Genomic DNA, 16628 nt, shown 5'->3' on the forward strand with positions numbered 1-16628 from the left:
CTTACCCCTCCGAAGGCGCCGGATCAGCCTCGGCCATCGGGTCCACCTCCGCCGCGGCCTCCTCTTCCTCCGCCTTGCGCACCATCACGGCGGCGAAGAAGCCGTCGGTGTCGTGGCGGGCCGGGGTCAGGCGCAGGTACGGCCCCTCGGCCGGCGGCGTGCCCGCACCCTCCTCCGCCCAGACCTCGGCGACCGGCAGCACGGTGAAATCGGGGTGGGTCTCCAGGAAGGCGGCGACCTGCTTCTCGTTCTCCTCCGGCAGCAGCGAGCAGGTGGCGTAGATCAGCCGCCCGCCGGGCTTCACCAGCCGGGCCGCGCTGTCCAGGATGTTGGCCTGGAGCGGCACCAGCTCCGCCAGACCGGGGCCGAGCTGGCGCCAGCGGCTGTCGGGGTTGCGGCGCCAGGTGCCGGTGCCGCTGCACGGCGCGTCGACCAGAACGCGGTCGAACTTGCGCTTGTGCCGCTTCACCCAGGGATCGCGCTCGCTGGACAGCGGGTGCGCCTCGATGTTGTGCAGCCCGGCGCGGCGGAACCGCTCGGCGGCGCGCTTCAGGCGCCCGGCCAGCACGTCGCAGGCGACGACGCGGCCCTTGTTCTTCATCAGCGCGGCGATGGCCAGCGTCTTGCCGCCAGCCCCGGCGCAGAAATCCACCACCTGCTGCCCCGGCTTCGGCGCCACCGCGATCGCCACGAGTTGCGAGCCCTCGTCCTGGATCTCGACCAGACCCTCCTTGAAGGCGTCCACGGTGCCCAGCGGCGGACGGCCCTGGACGCGCAGGCCCAGCGGCGACCACTGCGTCGGCTCCGCGGTGATGTGGGCGCGGGCCAGCGCCTTGATCGCGCTCTCGCGGTTGGCCTTCACCGGGTTGATGCGCAGGTCGAGCGGCGCGGAGTCCAGCAGCGTCCGCATCTCCACCGCGAAGCGGTCGCCCATGGCGGCGCGCATCGGCTCCTCGGCCCAGGGCGGGCACTCCACGGCCACGCTCTCCGGCATTTGCGGATGCTCCAGCGTGTGGGTGTCCAGCTCGTTGGCGAGCTTCGCCTCCTCCGGCGCCAGCGGGTCCGGGGCGAATTTGGTGGCGCCGAACAGCGCCTTGACTGTCGCGGCGGACTTGCCCTCGGCCAGGATCTCGTTGGCGAGCGCGCGGGCGCGCGGGGTCGGCGGATGGCCCTGACGCTCCAGCCACCAGCACAGGCGGGCGTGCCGCCGCAGGATCGCGTAGGCCGTCTGCGCCACCGCGGTGCGGTCTTTCGACCCGATGTAGCGGCGGGCGCGGAAATAGGCGCTCATCACCGCGTCGGCGGGGCGCGGGGTTTCGTCGATCTCGGTCAGCAGGTCGATGACCGCCTGAAGGCGGGCGGCGGGGGTCATGGGATGTCCTCGGATAGATTCCCTGCTCGATAACCCGAGCGGGGGGTGGTTGTCATCCCCCGCGCACGCGCGGCAGCCTTTCGAGTCGCCGCCCCAGGCGCGTGCCCTGTGACAAGACGGCCCGATCGAAACCATCCGCGCGAAGAGCGATTGACCGCAATCCGGTGAATGAGGCAAAAAAGGGGTAGTTGTTCTTGTTTGAGCCATCTTGGCCGCGGCAAGTCCAGCCATCCCTCGTCTTTATCGTCTTCCTTGAATCTTGGTGCGGGGTCCGCGATGGCGGCTGCGGTCGGCAGTGTCATGGCGCGTGCGGTGGCGCGCGTCTCCACCCTTCTTGCGTTCGGCCTGCTGGCAGGCTGTGCCGGCGACGCGGCGACCGGGGCCGGACCGGACGGCGGAGTCACCGCGGCGTCCTGGCGGCCCGGAATGGAGAAGGTTTCCGCCGATTTCCGCGGCCTGCCGGGCTGGATCGACGACGACCACGCGCAGGCCCTGCCCGCCCTTCATCGCACCTGCCGCTGGGTGGCGTCGCAGCCCGCCGGCAAGCCGCTCGGCCCCAACCCCGCCGCCGGCACCACCTCGGACTGGCGCCCGATCTGCGAGGCGTTGCGCGGCCTGCCCGACGCCCAGCCCGAGACGGCCCGCCGCTTCTTCGAGGATCACTTCACGCCCGTCTCCCTGTCCGAGGGGCAGGAGGGGTTGTTCACCGGCTATTACGAGGTCGAGCTGCGCGGAAGCTGGACCCGGACCGAGCGCTACAACGTCCCCCTCTACAAGGCGCCGAAGCGGACCAAGCGCGGCCTGCCCAGCCGCGCCCGCATCACCGACGGCGCGCTGAAGGGCAAGGGGCTGGAGATCCTGTGGGTGGACGATCCCATCGACGCCTTCTTCCTGGAAATCCAGGGATCGGGCCGGGTGCGGATGAGCGACGGGTCGGTGGTGGCTCTGGGTTATGGCGGGCAGAACGGCCACCGCTACGTCCCCATCGGGCGGCACCTGATCGACATCGGCTACGCCACGCCGGAGCAGGTGACCATGCCGCTGATCCGCCGCTGGCTGACCGAGCATCCCGGCGAGGCCCGGCGGGTGATGAACATGAACCCGTCCTACGTCTTCTTCCAGCTCCGCCCCGACGTCGGCGCGCGCGGGGCGCGCAACATGGAGCTGACGGCGGGCCGCAGCCTCGCCGTGGACCCCGGCCATATCCCGCTGGGCGTGCCGCTGTGGCTGGACGTCCGCGAGGCGCCGGTGCCGCTGGGGGAGATCAAGCGCCTCGTCGTCGCCCAGGACACCGGCGGCGCCATCAAGGGGCCGGTGCGCGGCGACCTGTTCTGGGGTCATGGCGCGGAGGCCGCGGAGGGCGCCGGCGTGATGAAGGCCAAAGGCCGCTATACGATGCTGGCGCCGCGCACCACCTCCTTCACGTTGGCCCAACGCCGCTGAGTCCAGGTCGTCGATGCTGGTTCGTCTGTCCGCCCTGCCCGACCGCGAGTCCGCCCTCGCCGCGCTGGAGGAGATCTTCTTCCTGTCCACGCTGCGCAAGGGCTTCGCCTCGGACGCGGAGCGCGCGGCCTTCTTCCGCACCTGGACGGGCTGGTACGTGGAGCGGGCGCCGGACGACGTGTGGTTCGCCTTGGCCGATGACGGCGCCGTCATCGGCTATCTGACCGGCTGCAAGGACAGCGCCGGAGCGGTGGACCTCGCCCGCATCATCCCGAAATACGAGGTCTTCGCCGACCGCTTCGCCGCCTTCCCCGCCCATCTGCACGTCAACGTCCGACCCGGCTTCCGCGACCGCGGCGTCGGACGGGCGCTGGTGGACCGCTTCGCGGAGGACTGCCGCGCCGCGGACCTTCCCGGCCTGCATCTGGTGACCGGGGTGTTCGCGCGGAACGTCGCCTTCTACCAGCGCGCCGGCTTCACTGTGGCGACCCAGAGGGGGCCGTTGCTGTTTCTGGGCCGACGCCTGGGGTGAGCTTGGTTCAGAAAGCGGCCTTCAGAAGGCCGACGGGCAGCCGCCGGCCTTGAGCACCCGCTGTGTGGAAGCCGGGTTGTTGGCCAACTTCGCCGCCGGGCGAACGGGCCGCCGCACCAGTTCACCGCCGCAATTCGGACAATGCCCCTTCAACACCCCATCCCGGCAGTCGCCGCAGAAGGTGCATTCGAAGGAGCAGATGTAGGCGTCGCGGGATTCCGGGGGCAAATCCCGGTCGCAGCATTCGCAGTTGGGCCGCAGCGCAAGCATGATGGGCATCGCCTTTCCATGGTTGCAGGATGATAGCAGCGGGACGACGGCGGGAAAACGGGGTGGTGGCGGTGGATGCCGAACATTGCGTGCCCCCCAAGCCCCGGAGGCGAGTGGGTTAGAGAAGGCTTGCCGCACGCTCGGCTAGTGTCGCCGCAATCTCTTCCGTCACCTCGGCCCAGTCGCCGGGGCGGGGTTGGCGGTACAGGCGGGCGGTCGGGTACCAGGGGTTGTCGGCGCGGTCGAGCAGCCAACGCCAGTCCGGCGTGTGGGACAGCAGCACCCACACCGGCACACCCAGCGCCCCGGCCAGATGGGCGGGAGCGGTGCAGGAGGACACCACCAGATCCAGCGACGCCATGATCGCCGCGGTGTCGGCGAAGTCGCGGATCTCCGGTGCCAGATCGGTGAAGGACGGGGGCATCGCCCGCCGCTCCAGATCGTCGTGGCCGGGGCCGACTTGCAGGCCGAAAAAGCGGCAGCCCGGCACCGCCAGCAGCGGCGCCAGCGCCTCCAAGCCCGGAGAACGCTCCCGGTCGCCGGCGAAATGGGGATTTCCGGCCCAGACCAGCCCGACCTTCAGCCCGTCGCCTTCTTGACCGCCGACCAACCGCTCCCGCCACACCGCGGCGCGCGCCGGGTCGGCGGTCAGGTAGGGAACAGCGGCGGGAATGGTCTCCAGCCGGGTGGCGAAGGCCCGTGGCAGGCTGAGCAGCGGGCATTGCCAGTCGAAGGCAGGCAAAGCCTCGCCGCGCGCAAACACCCGCTCCACCCCCGGCAGGCTGCGGAACAGGGAAACCAGATCGGCGCCGACCTCCAGCAGCACGCGGGCGCCGCGGGCGGCCGCCAGGGGGGCGTAGCGGACGAACTGGATGGCATCGCCGCGGCCCTGCTCCTCGTGCAGCAGGATGGTTTGTCCGGCAATGTCCTCGCCGCTCCACAGCGGCTGCGGCAGGCCGCGCGGCTTCGTCGGGAAATCGGCCACGTCCCAGCGCGCCTCGTAATCCTCCCAGCCGCCCGTCAGGTCGCCGGCAAGCAGCCGCGCCAGGGAGCGGTTCCAGCGCGCCTCGGCATTGGCCGGCTGAAGGCGGACGGCCCGGTCGTGCAGGCGCAGCGAGGCGGAGACCTCCCGCCGGTCGCGCAAGCGGTTCGCCAGACCACTCAAAGCGTTGCGATGATTAGGCTGGAGGGCCAGCGCGCGGCGGAGCGACCCCAGGGCGCCGGGTTCGGCCAGGGACAGCGCGTACCAGCCGTTCGCCGTGTCCGGACTCAGCCGCAGCAGACGGCGCAGCGCCGTCACGGTCTCCCCCTCCCCATTCGTTCTGCGCCGGGCGGCGGCGAAAAGCTCCAGCGCGTCGTCGTTCGCCGGGTCGAGCGCCAACGCGCCGCGCAGGGCCGCGACGGCGGCGTCCCAACGCCCCGCGTCATAATGGGCGCGGCCGAGATTGAGCCGAGCCGTCGCGTCTTCCGGCAGCAGGGCCACGGCCTGCGCCAGCGCCATGGCTGTGTCCAGGTCCCCGATCCGCTGGAGCGCCACGCCGAGATGGTGCCACGCCTCGCCATGGTCGGGGCGCAGCCGGACGGCGCGGCGCAGGGCGGACACCGCCTCGCCGGTCCGTCCCGCGTAGCGCAGCAGGATTCCGGACTGGACCATCGGCTCGGCAAGGTCGGGCTGGATGAGGGTGGTGCGGCGATAGGCCGCGAGGGCGAGCCCACTGTCCCCCGCTTGCCGCGCCACCGCCGCCAGCGGCATGGCGAGCGCCGCCGAGTCGGGGCAAAGCCGCAGGGCCGCCCGGTATTCCTCGGCTGCCGCGGCCAGATCGCCGCGGGCCTGATGCAGCGTCGCGAGGTTGGCGCGGTATTCGGGCTGGCCGGGGCGCAGCGCCACCGCCCGGCCCAGCAGCCCGGCGGCCTGCTCCAGCCGCCCGCCCTGGGCGCAGAGAAGGCCGTAGAGGTGGAGGGCGTTCGGCTCGTCCGGAACGGCGTCGAGGATTCGCCCGTAGAGGGTCTCGGCCTCCTCCGTCCGCCCGGCGGTGTGAAGGTCGAGCGCGATGGCCAGCGCCTCGTCCAGCGTCGCCACGGCGCCCGCTCCGCTCAGGTCTCGCGGCCGCCGATCACGCTGGCGGCGACCGCCAGACTCTCCGGCGTGCCCATGTCGATGAAGCGGGCCTTAGCGACGTGGCCGTGCAGGGTGCCCGGCGGCATCTTGTGCAGCACGTCGCGGGTCAGCGAGCTGGCCCCGGAGGCCGCGAGGCGGTCCAGGAAGGCCGCGGAGAAGAGATAGACCCCGGCGTTGATCACCCCGCGCCCCGGCGCCTTGTCGAGGAACTGGCGGACCCGGCTGTCCGGCCCGACCTCCACCCGACCGAAGCGGGCGGCGTCCTCCACCTCCACGCACAGCACCGACGCCTCCGCCCCCGACAGGCGGTGCGAGGCAACGAAGGCGCGCAGGTCGGCGTCCAGGAAGGTGTCGCCGCTCATCACCAGGACGGTGCCGGCCTTGAGGTCCTTGCGGATGTAGGCGAGCGCCGCGGCGGAGCCCATCTGGCTCGGCTCGATCTGGCAGACGACGTCCAGCGACCGGTTGGTGTCGCCCTGGGCCAGCCACGCCGTCACCCGGTCCGCCAGATGGCCCAGGCACAGCACCACCCGGCGCGCGCCGTAGGCGGCCAGATGGTCCAGCAGATGTCCGAGAAAGGCGCGGCCCGCGATGGGCGCCAGCACCTTGGGCGTGTCGCCCGAGACGCCCCGCATGCGCGAGCCGAGACCACCGGCGAGCAGCGTGACGTCGATGTCCGTCAAGGCTTCCTCAGGCCGCACCGTGCTTCCCCTCATGCTCCCGGCGCCGCGGCGCCGCCCCCACCCCCGCCGCATACCGCGTCGGCGGTGGATTGGTCAAACATTCGGTGGGGGTGACGGCGAACTTTCCCGGCCGACCGCCCAACGTAAGCCCCCCGCCTCTTGGCCTATTCCGCGAAGGCGGCCAGCGTGGTTTCGCGCGGGAAGATATGGGGGTGCCCCTCCCAATCGCTGCGCAGCGTCTCGAACACATGGACGTCGTGGAAACGGCCATATTTTTGGACATGGTGACGCAGAACCCCGACCTCGCGCGCTTTCACAACCTTCTGGATGCGGATGACCGTGTCATTGCCCTCCATGAAATAGTTGAAGAGCTTGTTCATCCCCAATCCGTAGAAGCAATAGTCCATGATGAAGCAGTGCAGGAAGCCGGCGAGCCGCCGCCGGTCCTTCTCCTCCACGATGTACGAGCCGGAGGAGCAGCGCAGATGCACCCGGTCGATGTCATAGTAGGAAAGATAGCCGACCGGGCGGCCCTCATGTTCGATGATGAAATGGCGGAAGTCCGCGCGGGTGTCCATCGCGGCCAGCCACGCGCGCTGACGTTCGACGTCCGGGTTCTCCAGATCGGTGAACATGAAGCGGGTGATCGACGGCTCGGTGCGCCAGCGCAGCAGCATCTCGGCATCGTCGGTCGTCGGTCGTCGGAAGCGGAACATGAACCCTTACCCTTCGAACGCGTGCGGCGTCACGTCGCCAGATAGCCGCCGTCCACCGGCAGCATCACCCCGTTGATCCAGCCGCTGGCCGGCGACAGCAGGAAGGCGATGGCCGAGGCCACGTCCTCCGGCTTGCCGAAGCCCATGGGATGGGCGGCGCGGATCGCCTCGAACTGCTCCGCCGTGGTGGTGCGGCGGAAGCGCTCCATCATCTCCGTCTCGACCATCGCCGGGGCGACGCAGTTGACGCGGATGCCGTCGCGCAGGAACTCCATGGCCAGCCCGCGGGTGGCCGAGACCAGCCCGCCCTTGGCCGCCGAATAGACCACGTTGCCCGGCTGCCCGATCTCCGCCGCCACCGAGGACACCAGCACCAGCGCCGCCAGCTCGGCGTGGCAGCCCTTCTGCCGCAGGCCGCGGGCCAGCGCCAGCGCGCTCAGCAGGTTGGCGTGCAGGATGCCGTCGAAGAAGGCGCGATCGACGCCGCGCACCGGCTTGCCGACTTGCACCCCGGCGCAATGGGCCAGCCCGGCGATGGGGCCGCCGGCCTCCGCCTGCGCCTTGACCCAGCCGGGGATGGCGTCGCTGTCCGACAGGTCGAAGGCGGCCGTCCGGTGCCCCTCCCCCGGCAGAAGCGCCAGCGTCTCGTCCAGCCGCCCCGCGTCGCGCCCGTTGAGCGTGACCCGCGCGCCAAGCTTCGCAGCCAGCAGCGCGGTCGCCCGCCCGATCCCGGCGGACGCGCCGGTGACCAGGACGTGTAGCCCCGTGAGATCGACGAGCGGCGTCATTCGACGTCCATGCGGGCGAGCCACGCCCGGTGGAAGGCGGCGATGCGCTCCTCGCAGGAACCGAGGACGGCCGGGGCCTGGACCTGCGTCAGCCCCTTGTGGGTGGCTTCGGCGACGCGCTGGTCCTCGCCCAGGATGGTGCGGTTGAAGCCGGAAACGTTGGCCTCCACCGCCTTGCGCGCGGCCCCGCCCTTGGTCTGCGGCTTGGATGTCTCGCCCAGGAACAGACGGAAATGCAGCTCGCAGCGGTCCGGCCCGACCGGGTCGTAGGTTTGGACGCTCATCAGCGCGCCGTGGGAGACGCCGATGGCGAGGTTGGGGAAGATCAGATAATGGTCGTAGCTTTCCAGCCGGTCGCTGCGCGGCAGCCCCATCTTCTGGGCCACGCCGTCCCACCAGCGCGCCGAGCCGTCGGACAGCTGGCTGACGCCCCGCGAATGTTCGCCCTCGTAGGAGCAGATCCACACCTTCTTGACGTAGCTTTTGAAGGTTTCCGGGTGGGTGGCGTCGACGTGGTAGACTTCCAGGGCGGTTTCCAGCGCCGCCTTCCAGTTGGCGTTCCAGGGCAGAACGCCCTCGTCGATGCGGTCGGTGAACAGGTCCGACAGATGGTCGAGAACGGCGCCATAGGCCCCCAGCTGCTCGTCCAGCCCCGGTCCGGCCGGCTCCAGCCGCACGAAGACGAAGCGGCCCCGCACCGCCACCTCGAAACGCCGCAGGGCGAGGCGCTTCTTCGCGGCGTCGTCCAGTGCGAAATACTCGCGGTTGCCGGGAATGCCGACCGGAACGCCGTCGCGGTTGAAGACCCATCCGTGATAGGGGCAGACCGGTTTGCCGTTGCCGCAGGGCCGCAGGTGGATCAGCGAATAGCGGTGCGTGCAGACATTGTGATAGGCCCGCAGCTCGCCATCGAAGTTCTGGACCAGCACCGAGGTGCCGGCGACGTCCGCGGTGATGAAGTCGTTGTCGTTGCGCAGGTCGTCCGTAAACCCAACGAACATCCAGCAGCGGCGGAAGATTCGCGCCGCCTCTTCGGCGTGATTGGCCTCGCCGGAATAACGCTGGGGAGGGATCACCATGTCGGGCGGGGGCGAAAGCCGGCTTTGCTGAACCCGGTCATCCATGGCTGATCCCATTTATCGGTTCGTTAATCATTCGACCCTAGCGTTCTTTCGGTTAATAGTCTCCGAATTCGCCCAAGTCCAGGACGGACGGAAAGGCGGTGGAGGGAGGGAGCAGCCGGTGAAGGCCATCATCGAGGGCGTGCGCATCGCGGGATTCCGGGCCGCCGTGCCGCCGCACCGCCATTCCTTCCTGGAGGACCATTCCCTCTTCACGGCGGAGGAGGCGGAAAAGCTGTTCGCCACCACCGGCGTGTACGAGCGGCGCATCGCCCCGCCGCACATCTGCGCGTCGGACATGTGCGTGGCGGCGGCGGAAGGGCTGCTCGCCCAGCTCGGCTGGGACCCGGCCAGCGTCGACGTTCTGGTTTTCGTGTCGCAGGACCCCGACTACAACGTCCCGGCGACCTCCTGCGTCATGCAGAAGCGGCTGGGGCTGGCGACGGGGGCGGCCTGCTTCGACGTCAATCTGGGCTGTTCCGGCTTCGTCTACGGGCTGTGGATGGCCGGGCGGCTGCTCGGCGGATCGACGGGCCGGCGGGCCATCGTGCTGTGCGGCGACACCAGCTCGCGCCACCTCGTGCCGGGCGACCGCTCTACCCTGCCGCTGTTCGGCGACGCGGGCGGGGCCGTTGCTCTAGAGGTCAGCCAGGGGGCGGCGCCGATCCATGTCGTCGTCGGCACCGACGGCGGCGGGGCCAAGAACATCTGGGTCAAGGCCGGCGGGCGCCGAAACTCCCTGGTGCCGGGCCGTGAGCCCTGGCCGGCGGAGAAGCAGGAGCGGATGTTCACCGACTCGCGCCTGTCGCTGAACGGCGCGGAGGTCTTCGCCTTTACGCTGCGCGCCGTGCCGCCGCTGATCCGCGAGACGCTGGAGTTCGCCGGCGTGGGGGTGGAGGACATCGACCTCTGCGTGATGCACCAGGCCAACGCCTTCATGCTGGAGCATCTGCGCAAGAAGACCAAGTTCCCGCCGGAAAAATTCCTCGTGGACATGCACGATTTCGGCAACACCAGCTCCGCCTCCATCCCGCTGGCGGTCAGCCACCGGCTGGGCGAGGCGCTGTCCACCGGCACGCGCAAGATGCTGCTGGCCGGCTTCGGCGTCGGCTGGTCCTGGGGCGCCGTGGTGGCGGACGTCGGGCCGATTCCCGCCCCGGCGGTGCAGGAGATCCCCGACGACTTCCCCCTGCTGACTCCCTGAGCCGCCGGGCCATGCGCAACCCGCTCGACCTCACGGGACGGCGCCTGCTGGTGACCGGGGCCTCCGCCGACAGCGACATCGGCCGCGAGATTTGCCGGGCGCTGGCCGGGCTGGGCGCTGGCCTGACCCTGGTCGGCCGCCGCGCCGACGCGCTGGAGGCCACCCGCGCCCTGCTGGACGGGCCGGAGCGACACAGCGTCGCCCCCTTCGACCTGACCGACCTCGACGCCATTCCCGGCTGGATGAAGGGGCTGGCGGAGGCGGGCGGTCCCTTCGCCGGTCTGGTTCATTCCGCCTCGGAGCAAGGCTATTCCGTGCTGCGGCAGGTCAACCGGGCGCAGTTCGACCGCTATTTCACGCTGAATGTCGGGGCCTCGCTGATGCTGGCGCGCGGCTTCCACCAGAAGGGCGTCTTCGCACCGGGCGGTGGATCGATCGTCTATATCGGGTCGGTCGCCGGGCTGAAGGGGCAGAAGGGCCGCTCGCTCTACGCCGCGAGCAAGGCGGCGCTGGTCTCGCTGGCGCAATCGCTGGCGCTCGAACTGGCCGACAAGCGAATCCGCGTCAATGTGGTGGCACCGGCGGTGGTGCTGGGCGCCAAGGCGGAGAAGCAGTTCGCCATGCTGCCGGCGGAGCAGAACGCCGCGCTCGCCGCCGCCCACCCGCTGGGCTACGGCGCGCCGCAGGACGTGGCCGACGCGGTGGCCTACCTGCTGGCCGACAGCGGACGCTGGGTGACCGGAACCGTGCTTCCGGTGGATGGCGGCTTCACCGCCGGGTGATGCCAGCCTTTTCCCCTCTCCCGCCCCGGGAGAGGGTGGCGCCGCAGGCGCCGGGTGAGGGTCGGGCGAGGATAATAGCGCCGATCCTTGGCGGCACCCTCACCCTTCCCGCGCATGGCGCGGGCCCCTTCCCTCTCCCGGGGCGGGAGAGGGCGATCCAGCCGCCTCCGCCAGTGCCCGCGCGATGCGCAAGGCGCCTTGGCCATCGACGATCCCCGCCAGCTTGTCCGCCATGGCGCGCCGCCGCGCCGGATCGGCCCAAAGCTCCAGCGCCACGTCAGCGACCCGCTCCGGAGCACCTTTGGTCTGTCCGGGCACCAGAGCGCACCAGCCCAGAGCCTCCGACTGGCGGGCGGCCTCCAGCTGGTTGTCGGCGATGGTTACAAGGACGGCGGGCGTGCCGATGGCCGCCAGTTCCCCCGTCGTGGTGCCCGCCGCCGAGACGGCCAGCCCGGCCTGCGCCATCAGTTGCCCCATGCGCGGCGTGTCGTGGTGCAGCCGCAAGCTGTCTTTGAAACGCTCCGCCACCGCCTCCACCGCTCCCGCATCGCGCACCGCTCCGCCGACCGCAACGTCCAGCCGAACGCCGGACGGCAGGCGGGGCGCGAGGCGTTCGATCACCGGAGCCGTCAGCCCCAGCGGATCGGAGCCGCCGAAGGTGACCAGCAGGCCGCGACGTTCCTCCAACGGCGGCTTGGGTGCCGCCGCAGCCTCCCGCACTTCCCGCCGCAACGGCGCGAAGGTGGGGCCGAGCAGCAGACGGGCGCCCGGATTGCCCTTACGATAGGGCAGCGACGCGGCGTCCGGCGCGGCATTGACGATCAGTCCGGCGTGGATGGGCTCCCCCGATCCGGCATCGTCGAAGGCCAGGATGGGCAGCCCCGTTCCGGCCAGTCCGGCCCGCCAGTCTTCCGGGAACCCGTAGCCATCCAGCACGATGGCGACCTCGCCGGCTTCCCCCGCGATGGCGCGGGTCGCGGCGAGGTCGGCGGCGCTGCCGACCTCCGCGTCGATCCGGTGGATGACGATCCCCGCCGAGCGCAGACGCTCTTCCAAAGCCGGTGGCAGGCTCGCCGCGGCGAACAGGGCATCGCCGCCCATCTCCTGCACGGCCTCCGCCACGGCGAGGCAGCGCATGACATGCCCGGCCCCGATGGACGCCCCGGCGTCGGCGCGGAACAGCACCCTCATGCGCTGGCTCCCGGCCTTCAATGCAGGGTCGGCGCGTTCGGCCCGGTGGGGCGCAGCCGCGTGCGGGCCGAGGACAGACAGAAGGCGTGCCAGTAGAGCGCGACCAGGGCGCCCGGCAGGCTGTCCAGCTCATGCCCCGGCAAAGCGGTGATGTTCGCCGCGTGGGCCATGGCGGCGTTGGCGGCGTTGACGCTGTGCTGTGCCGCCGGGCCGATCAGCGCCAGCGTCTCCGCCAGCGCGCGGGCGTCGAGGCGCAAAATTGCCGGGGCGACGGTCACCTGGGCGGTGCCGTCGCGCAGGCGCCCGATGGCGAGATAGGCCTCCAGAAGGTCGGGCCGGTCCTCCGGGCGAATCACGGCGGCGACCACGCGGTTGCCGGTCAGCGGGCCGGTGCCGTCGAACTCGAACACCACGGCGCGTTCGGCCTGCCGGGCTTCGGCCAGGGCGGCGGCGCGCTCCCCGGCGGAGACGCCGGCCAGCCGCATCGCCTCCTCGAACATCTCCGGCCGCCCGCCGCCCTCGGCGTGGACGACCAACGGCGCGTCCATCGTCGCGGCGATGGCGAGACGGCGCGCCATGATGTTCACCGCCTCCTCGGCCGCATCCTCCGGAAGCGTGTCCTGCAGCAGTTCCGCGCCCTTGCGCAGCATCACCTCGGCGAAGCTGATGTCCGGGGCGGTGTCTGGGGTCATGGCGCGGTCTCCGTCGATGGGGGTCGGCTGTTGTACGCCAGCGTTGGGCGGGTTCTCAATGATCGCCGCCATCAATGATACCCGATCGCGCCCGTCACCTTGCCGCGGAAAACCCAATAGCTGTAGGCGGTGTAGATCAGGATCGTCGGAATCAGGAAGGCCATGCCGATCAGCAGGAAGACCTGCGTCTCCGGCGGGGCCGCCGCCTGCCACACGGTGATGCCCGGCGGGATCAGCACCGGCCACAGGCTGATCGCCAGCCCCAGATAGGACAGGGCGAACAGCCCCATGGCGAAGGCGAAGGGCAGAACCTCCCGCCCCTCGTCCAGCGCCCGCCACAGGCCGAAGGCGAGGAAGCCGACCATCAGCGGCACCGGCGACAGCAGCAGGATGTTGGGCACCGAGAACCAGCGCGCGGCGATGGAGGCGTCCAGGAAGGGCGTCCACAGGCTGACCGCCGCGACCAGAACCAGCACCACGACCAGCAGCCGTCGCGCCACGCGGAAGCACCAGTCCTGCAGGATGCCGATGGTCCGCCAGATCAGCCATGTGCTCCCCAGCAGGGCGTAGCCGGCGATCAGGGCCACGCCGCAGAACAGGCTGAAGGGGGTCAGCCAGTCCAGCATGGTCCCGGCGAAGTTCCGCCCCTCCACCTCGATCCCCTGGATGAAGGAGCCGAGAACCACCCCCTGCGCGAAGGTGGCGAGCAGCGAGCCCAGGAAGAAGGCCTTGTTCCACAAATGGCGGCTGCTCCGCGCCTTGAAGCGGAATTCGAAGGCGACGCCGCGGAAGATCAGCGCGATCAGCATCAGCAGGAGCGGCAGATACATGGCCGGCAGGACGACGGCGTAGGCGATGGGAAAGGCCGCAAACAGCCCCGCCCCACCAAGGATCAGCCACGTCTCGTTGAAGTCCCAGACCGGCGCCACCGAGTTCATCATGACGTCCCGTGCCTCCTCGCTGGGGGCGAACGGGTAGAGGATGCCGATGCCGAGGTCGAAGCCGTCCATCAGCACATACATGAAGACGGCGAAACCGACGATGGCGACCCAGGCGAGGGTCAGCAGGCTGCCTTCCATGGACGTCACTCCGCGGGTTCGATGGATTCGCCGGGCACCGACAGGGGCCGCTTCGGCTGGTGGCCCTGCGCCACCGCGGGAATCTCCAAGTCCTCGTCGATCAACCGCGCCGGACCGATGGTCAGCAACCGGAACAGGTAATAGGTCCCGGCCCCGTAGATGATGGCGTAGACCACCATGAACACGATCAGCGAGGTCAGCACCGCCCCTCCGGTCAGGGCCGGGGTCACCGCATCCGCCGTGCGGATCATCCCGTAGACCACCCAGGGCTGGCGCCCGATCTCGGTGGTGAACCAACCGGCGAGGATGGCGATGAAGCCCAGCGGCATGCAGCCGACCAGAACCTTGTGGAACCAGTTCGGGCTGTAGAGCCTCCCCCGCACCCGCTGCACCAGATGGATCAGCGCCACCGTCAGCATGACCATGCCGATCGCCACCATGATGCGGAAGGTCCAGAACAGGATTTCCGGGTTGGGCCGGTCCTCCACCGGAAAATTCTTCAGACCTGGAACCACCCCGTCCCACTCATGGGTCAGGATCAGGCTGGACAGGGCGGGAATGGCGATTTCCGCGTGGTTGATCTCCGCCTCGTTGTCGGGGATGGCAAACAGGATCAGCGGCGCCCGCGCCCCGCCCTCCCAATGGCCTTCCATGGCGGCGATCTTGGCCGGCTGGTGCTCCAGCGTGTTCAGACCGTGCAGGTCGCCGAGGAAGATCTGCAAGGGCGCCAGGACGGTGATGAGCGCCAGCGACATGCTGAGTCCGACCCGCGCGTGCTCCAGGAATCGGTTGCGCAGCAGGTAGAAGGCGCTGATTCCCGCCACCACGAATCCGGTGGTCAGGAACATCGCCGTCAGCATGTGGGCGAGCCGGTAGGGGAAGGAGGGGTTGAAGACCACCGCCCACCAGTCGGTGACGAAGAACCGCCCGTCACGCAGCTCCGCCCCCGCCGGGGTGTGCATCCAGCTGTTCGCCGACAGTATCCAGAAGGAGGACAGCACCGTACCCGTCGCCACCAGCACCGCCGCCAGAAAATGGATTCCCCGCGGCACGCGGTCCCGCCCGAACAGCAGGATGCCGAGGAAAGCAGCCTCCAGGAAGAAGGCGGTCACCACCTCGTACTGGATCAGCGGCCCCAGCACGTTGCCGACGATGTCGGACCAGCGGCTCCAGTTCGTGCCGAACTGGTAGGTCATCACGATTCCGGAGACCACGCCCATGCCGAAGGAGATGGCGAAGATCCGCGTCCAGAATTCCGACAGGCTGCGGTACAGCGCCCTGCCGGTCATCAGCCACCGCGCCTCCAGAACCGCGATCCAGCAGGCCAGCCCCACCGTGAAGGAGGGAAAAAGAATGTGAAAAGAAATCACGAAAGCGAACTGGATTCGTGACAGAAGCAGCGGATCGAGGTCCATGGCCGCGGCCCTCCATTGGCGGTCGCCGGGCCGATTCCAGCCGGCCCGCCCCGACCCCAAACGCGGCCCATTCCGGGGAGTTCCCATTTTCCGGCTGCGGATACTTTCTTTCCCCCCACCTCTTGAACCGCGGCTGCGACCTCTTATTTCTAAGCTCTTGCCGACATCCACACATTCACGGCCGGCCCTGGGCCACAGCCGATCCCACCCCGCTCCGATGGCCCCGCCGGCCAGCCGGGCCGGGGGGCATCGGTCCATTGCAGGGTGTTTCCCGAGGATGCCGGAATCAGGAGAAGCTCTTTGACGGAACTGGCAGTTTCTGGCGAACCCCTCACCCTCTTTCTAAAAGAAACCCGCAAGTACGACTACCTCACCCCCGAGCAGGAACGCGACTTCGCCATCCGCTGGCGGGAGCGGCAGGACCGCCGCGCCCTCGACAAGCTGATCGGCAGCCACCTCCGGCTCGTCTTCAAAATGGCCCGCGGTTATCAGGGTTACGGCCTGCCACTGTCCGACCTGATCGCCGAGGGCAACGTCGGCGTCATGCAGGCGGCGCAGAAGTTCGACCCCGACAAGGGGTTCCGTTTCGCCACCTACGCCTCCTGGTGGATCCGGGCGGCGATCCAGGAATACGTGCTGCACAACTGGTCGCTGGTGAAGATCGGCACCACGGCGGCCCAGAAGAAGCTGTTCTTCAGCCTGCGCCGCCTGAAGGCCCAGCTGCAGGACGCCGAGAACGGCACTTTCGGCGGCGACCTGTCTCCGGAAGCGGTGGAGAGCATCGCGACGACGCTGGACGTCTCCCAGGCCGACGTCGTCGAGATGAACCGCCGGCTTGGCACCGACCGCTCGCTGAACGCCACCCTGGCCGAGGATGGCGACAGCGAATGGCTGGACCTTCTGGCCGACGAGGGTCCCGACCAGGAGGCGATCCTGGCCGGCGCGCAGGAGCGCAAGCGCCGCCAACAGTTCCTCAAGCTGGGGCTGGGCGTTCTCGACGACCGCGAGCGGCAGATCCTGGTGGCCCGCCGCCTGCGCGACGAGCCGCTGACCCTGGAAGAGCTGAGCCAGCACTTCCACGTCTCGCGCGAGCGTGTGCGCCAGTTGGAAGTGCGTGCCTTCGAGAAGGTCCAAAAGGCGGTGATGGCCCAGGCCCGGCAGGTTCCGGGCACCACGGGCAAGGCGCTGCTGCCGGTTTGACCGGCGGCAGCCTTACCATGG

Annotated in this window: 16 protein-coding genes; 5 read left to right on the top strand and 11 right to left on the bottom strand. The window is 69.9% G+C overall.

Annotation, left to right across the window (positions count from 1 at the left end):
* Window position 1: 1 nt before the first annotated feature.
* Complete coding sequence (locus tag DS837_RS24775) at window positions 2–1372, bottom strand: RsmB/NOP family class I SAM-dependent RNA methyltransferase (protein ID WP_149167161.1); 1371 nt, start codon at window positions 1370–1372, stop codon at window positions 2–4.
* A gap of 276 nt (window positions 1373–1648) precedes the next feature.
* On the opposite strand from DS837_RS24775, the gene mltA reads away from it, so the two are divergent.
* Together mltA and DS837_RS24785 are read left to right on the top strand one after the other, a co-directional pair.
* A complete protein-coding gene (gene mltA, locus DS837_RS24780) occupies window positions 1649–2815 on the top strand; it encodes a murein transglycosylase A (protein WP_149167162.1) in 1167 nt (388 codons plus the stop codon).
* A 13-nt stretch (window positions 2816–2828) separates the two neighbouring features.
* Window positions 2829–3347 carry a GNAT family N-acetyltransferase gene (locus tag DS837_RS24785; protein ID WP_149167163.1) on the top strand — a complete coding sequence of 173 codons (519 nt, stop codon included), beginning with the start codon at window positions 2829–2831 and terminating at the stop codon, window positions 3345–3347.
* A 21-nt stretch (window positions 3348–3368) separates the two neighbouring features.
* On the opposite strand, the gene DS837_RS24790 is transcribed toward DS837_RS24785, so the two are convergent.
* From DS837_RS24790 to DS837_RS24815, 6 genes are all read right to left on the bottom strand, one after another.
* Window positions 3369–3626: a DUF1272 domain-containing protein gene (locus tag DS837_RS24790; RefSeq protein WP_343207281.1), complete on the bottom strand. Its 258-nt coding sequence runs from the start codon at window positions 3624–3626 to the stop codon at window positions 3369–3371.
* Window positions 3627–3735: 109 nt separating this feature from the next.
* Window positions 3736–5697, bottom strand: a complete 1962-nt coding sequence (locus DS837_RS24795; protein WP_170295967.1) for a tetratricopeptide repeat protein — start codon at window positions 5695–5697, stop codon at window positions 3736–3738.
* Window positions 5698–5711: 14 nt separating this feature from the next.
* Entirely contained in the window at window positions 5712–6419 is a 708-nt protein-coding gene (locus tag DS837_RS24800) for a sugar phosphate nucleotidyltransferase (protein ID WP_247890118.1), read from the bottom strand.
* A 164-nt stretch (window positions 6420–6583) separates the two neighbouring features.
* Window positions 6584–7135 (bottom strand): GNAT family N-acetyltransferase, encoded by a 552-nt coding sequence (locus DS837_RS24805; protein ID WP_149167165.1) that lies wholly within the window; start codon window positions 7133–7135, stop codon window positions 6584–6586.
* 29 nt (window positions 7136–7164) lie between these two features.
* The gene (locus tag DS837_RS24810) at window positions 7165–7923 is read right to left on the bottom strand and encodes an SDR family NAD(P)-dependent oxidoreductase (protein WP_149167166.1); all 759 of its coding nucleotides are present in this window, start codon (window positions 7921–7923) and stop codon (window positions 7165–7167) included.
* Complete coding sequence (locus DS837_RS24815; protein ID WP_149167167.1) at window positions 7920–9047, bottom strand: aromatic ring-hydroxylating oxygenase subunit alpha; 1128 nt, start codon at window positions 9045–9047, stop codon at window positions 7920–7922. The genes DS837_RS24810 and DS837_RS24815 overlap by 4 nt, the downstream gene beginning before the upstream one ends.
* Window positions 9048–9165: 118 nt before the next feature.
* Between DS837_RS24815 and DS837_RS24820 the strand changes: the two genes are divergently transcribed.
* Window positions 9166–10248, top strand: coding sequence for a 3-oxoacyl-ACP synthase III family protein (locus tag DS837_RS24820; RefSeq protein ID WP_149167168.1), 1083 nt, complete (start codon window positions 9166–9168; stop codon window positions 10246–10248).
* A gap of 11 nt (window positions 10249–10259) precedes the next feature.
* Complete coding sequence (locus DS837_RS24825; protein WP_149167169.1) at window positions 10260–11030, top strand: SDR family NAD(P)-dependent oxidoreductase; 771 nt, start codon at window positions 10260–10262, stop codon at window positions 11028–11030.
* 99 nt (window positions 11031–11129) lie between these two features.
* On the opposite strand, the gene pseG is transcribed toward DS837_RS24825, so the two are convergent.
* The 4 genes from pseG to DS837_RS24850 form a co-directional block, all read right to left on the bottom strand.
* On the bottom strand, window positions 11130–12221 hold the full coding sequence (pseG, locus tag DS837_RS24835; protein WP_149167170.1) for a UDP-2,4-diacetamido-2,4,6-trideoxy-beta-L-altropyranose hydrolase: 1092 nt from the start codon (window positions 12219–12221) through the stop codon (window positions 11130–11132).
* A gap of 17 nt (window positions 12222–12238) precedes the next feature.
* Window positions 12239–12913, bottom strand: coding sequence for a hypothetical protein (locus tag DS837_RS24840; RefSeq protein ID WP_149167171.1), 675 nt, complete (start codon window positions 12911–12913; stop codon window positions 12239–12241).
* 71 nt (window positions 12914–12984) lie between these two features.
* Complete coding sequence (cydB, locus tag DS837_RS24845) at window positions 12985–13992, bottom strand: cytochrome d ubiquinol oxidase subunit II (RefSeq protein WP_149167172.1); 1008 nt, start codon at window positions 13990–13992, stop codon at window positions 12985–12987.
* Between the two features lie 5 nt (window positions 13993–13997).
* On the bottom strand, window positions 13998–15407 hold the full coding sequence (locus tag DS837_RS24850) for a cytochrome ubiquinol oxidase subunit I (protein ID WP_149167173.1): 1410 nt from the start codon (window positions 15405–15407) through the stop codon (window positions 13998–14000).
* Between the two features lie 300 nt (window positions 15408–15707).
* On the opposite strand from DS837_RS24850, the gene rpoH reads away from it, so the two are divergent.
* Window positions 15708–16607, top strand: coding sequence for an RNA polymerase sigma factor RpoH (gene rpoH, locus DS837_RS24855; protein ID WP_149167174.1), 900 nt, complete (start codon window positions 15708–15710; stop codon window positions 16605–16607).
* Window positions 16608–16628: the final 21 nt, after the last annotated feature.

The organism is Azospirillum brasilense, assembly GCF_008365405.1.
GTDB lineage: Bacteria > Pseudomonadota > Alphaproteobacteria > Azospirillales > Azospirillaceae > Azospirillum > Azospirillum brasilense_D.

Coding starts and splice junctions, on each gene's coding strand:
- cydB (WP_149167172.1), bottom strand. CDS start 13,992: ATGGAAGGCAGCCTGCTGACCCTCGCCTGGGTCGCCATCGTCGGTTTC.
- DS837_RS24785 (WP_149167163.1), top strand. CDS start 2,829: ATGCTGGTTCGTCTGTCCGCCCTGCCCGACCGCGAGTCCGCCCTCGCC.
- DS837_RS24805 (WP_149167165.1), bottom strand. CDS start 7,135: ATGTTCCGCTTCCGACGACCGACGACCGACGATGCCGAGATGCTGCTG.
- DS837_RS24825 (WP_149167169.1), top strand. CDS start 10,260: ATGCGCAACCCGCTCGACCTCACGGGACGGCGCCTGCTGGTGACCGGG.
- DS837_RS24840 (WP_149167171.1), bottom strand. CDS start 12,913: ATGACCCCAGACACCGCCCCGGACATCAGCTTCGCCGAGGTGATGCTG.
- DS837_RS24810 (WP_149167166.1), bottom strand. CDS start 7,923: ATGACGCCGCTCGTCGATCTCACGGGGCTACACGTCCTGGTCACCGGC.
- DS837_RS24815 (WP_149167167.1), bottom strand. CDS start 9,047: ATGGATGACCGGGTTCAGCAAAGCCGGCTTTCGCCCCCGCCCGACATG.
- DS837_RS24850 (WP_149167173.1), bottom strand. CDS start 15,407: ATGGACCTCGATCCGCTGCTTCTGTCACGAATCCAGTTCGCTTTCGTG.
- pseG (WP_149167170.1), bottom strand. CDS start 12,221: ATGAGGGTGCTGTTCCGCGCCGACGCCGGGGCGTCCATCGGGGCCGGG.
- mltA (WP_149167162.1), top strand. CDS start 1,649: ATGGCGGCTGCGGTCGGCAGTGTCATGGCGCGTGCGGTGGCGCGCGTC.
- DS837_RS24790 (WP_343207281.1), bottom strand. CDS start 3,626: ATGCCCATCATGCTTGCGCTGCGGCCCAACTGCGAATGCTGCGACCGG.
- DS837_RS24775 (WP_149167161.1), bottom strand. CDS start 1,372: ATGACCCCCGCCGCCCGCCTTCAGGCGGTCATCGACCTGCTGACCGAG.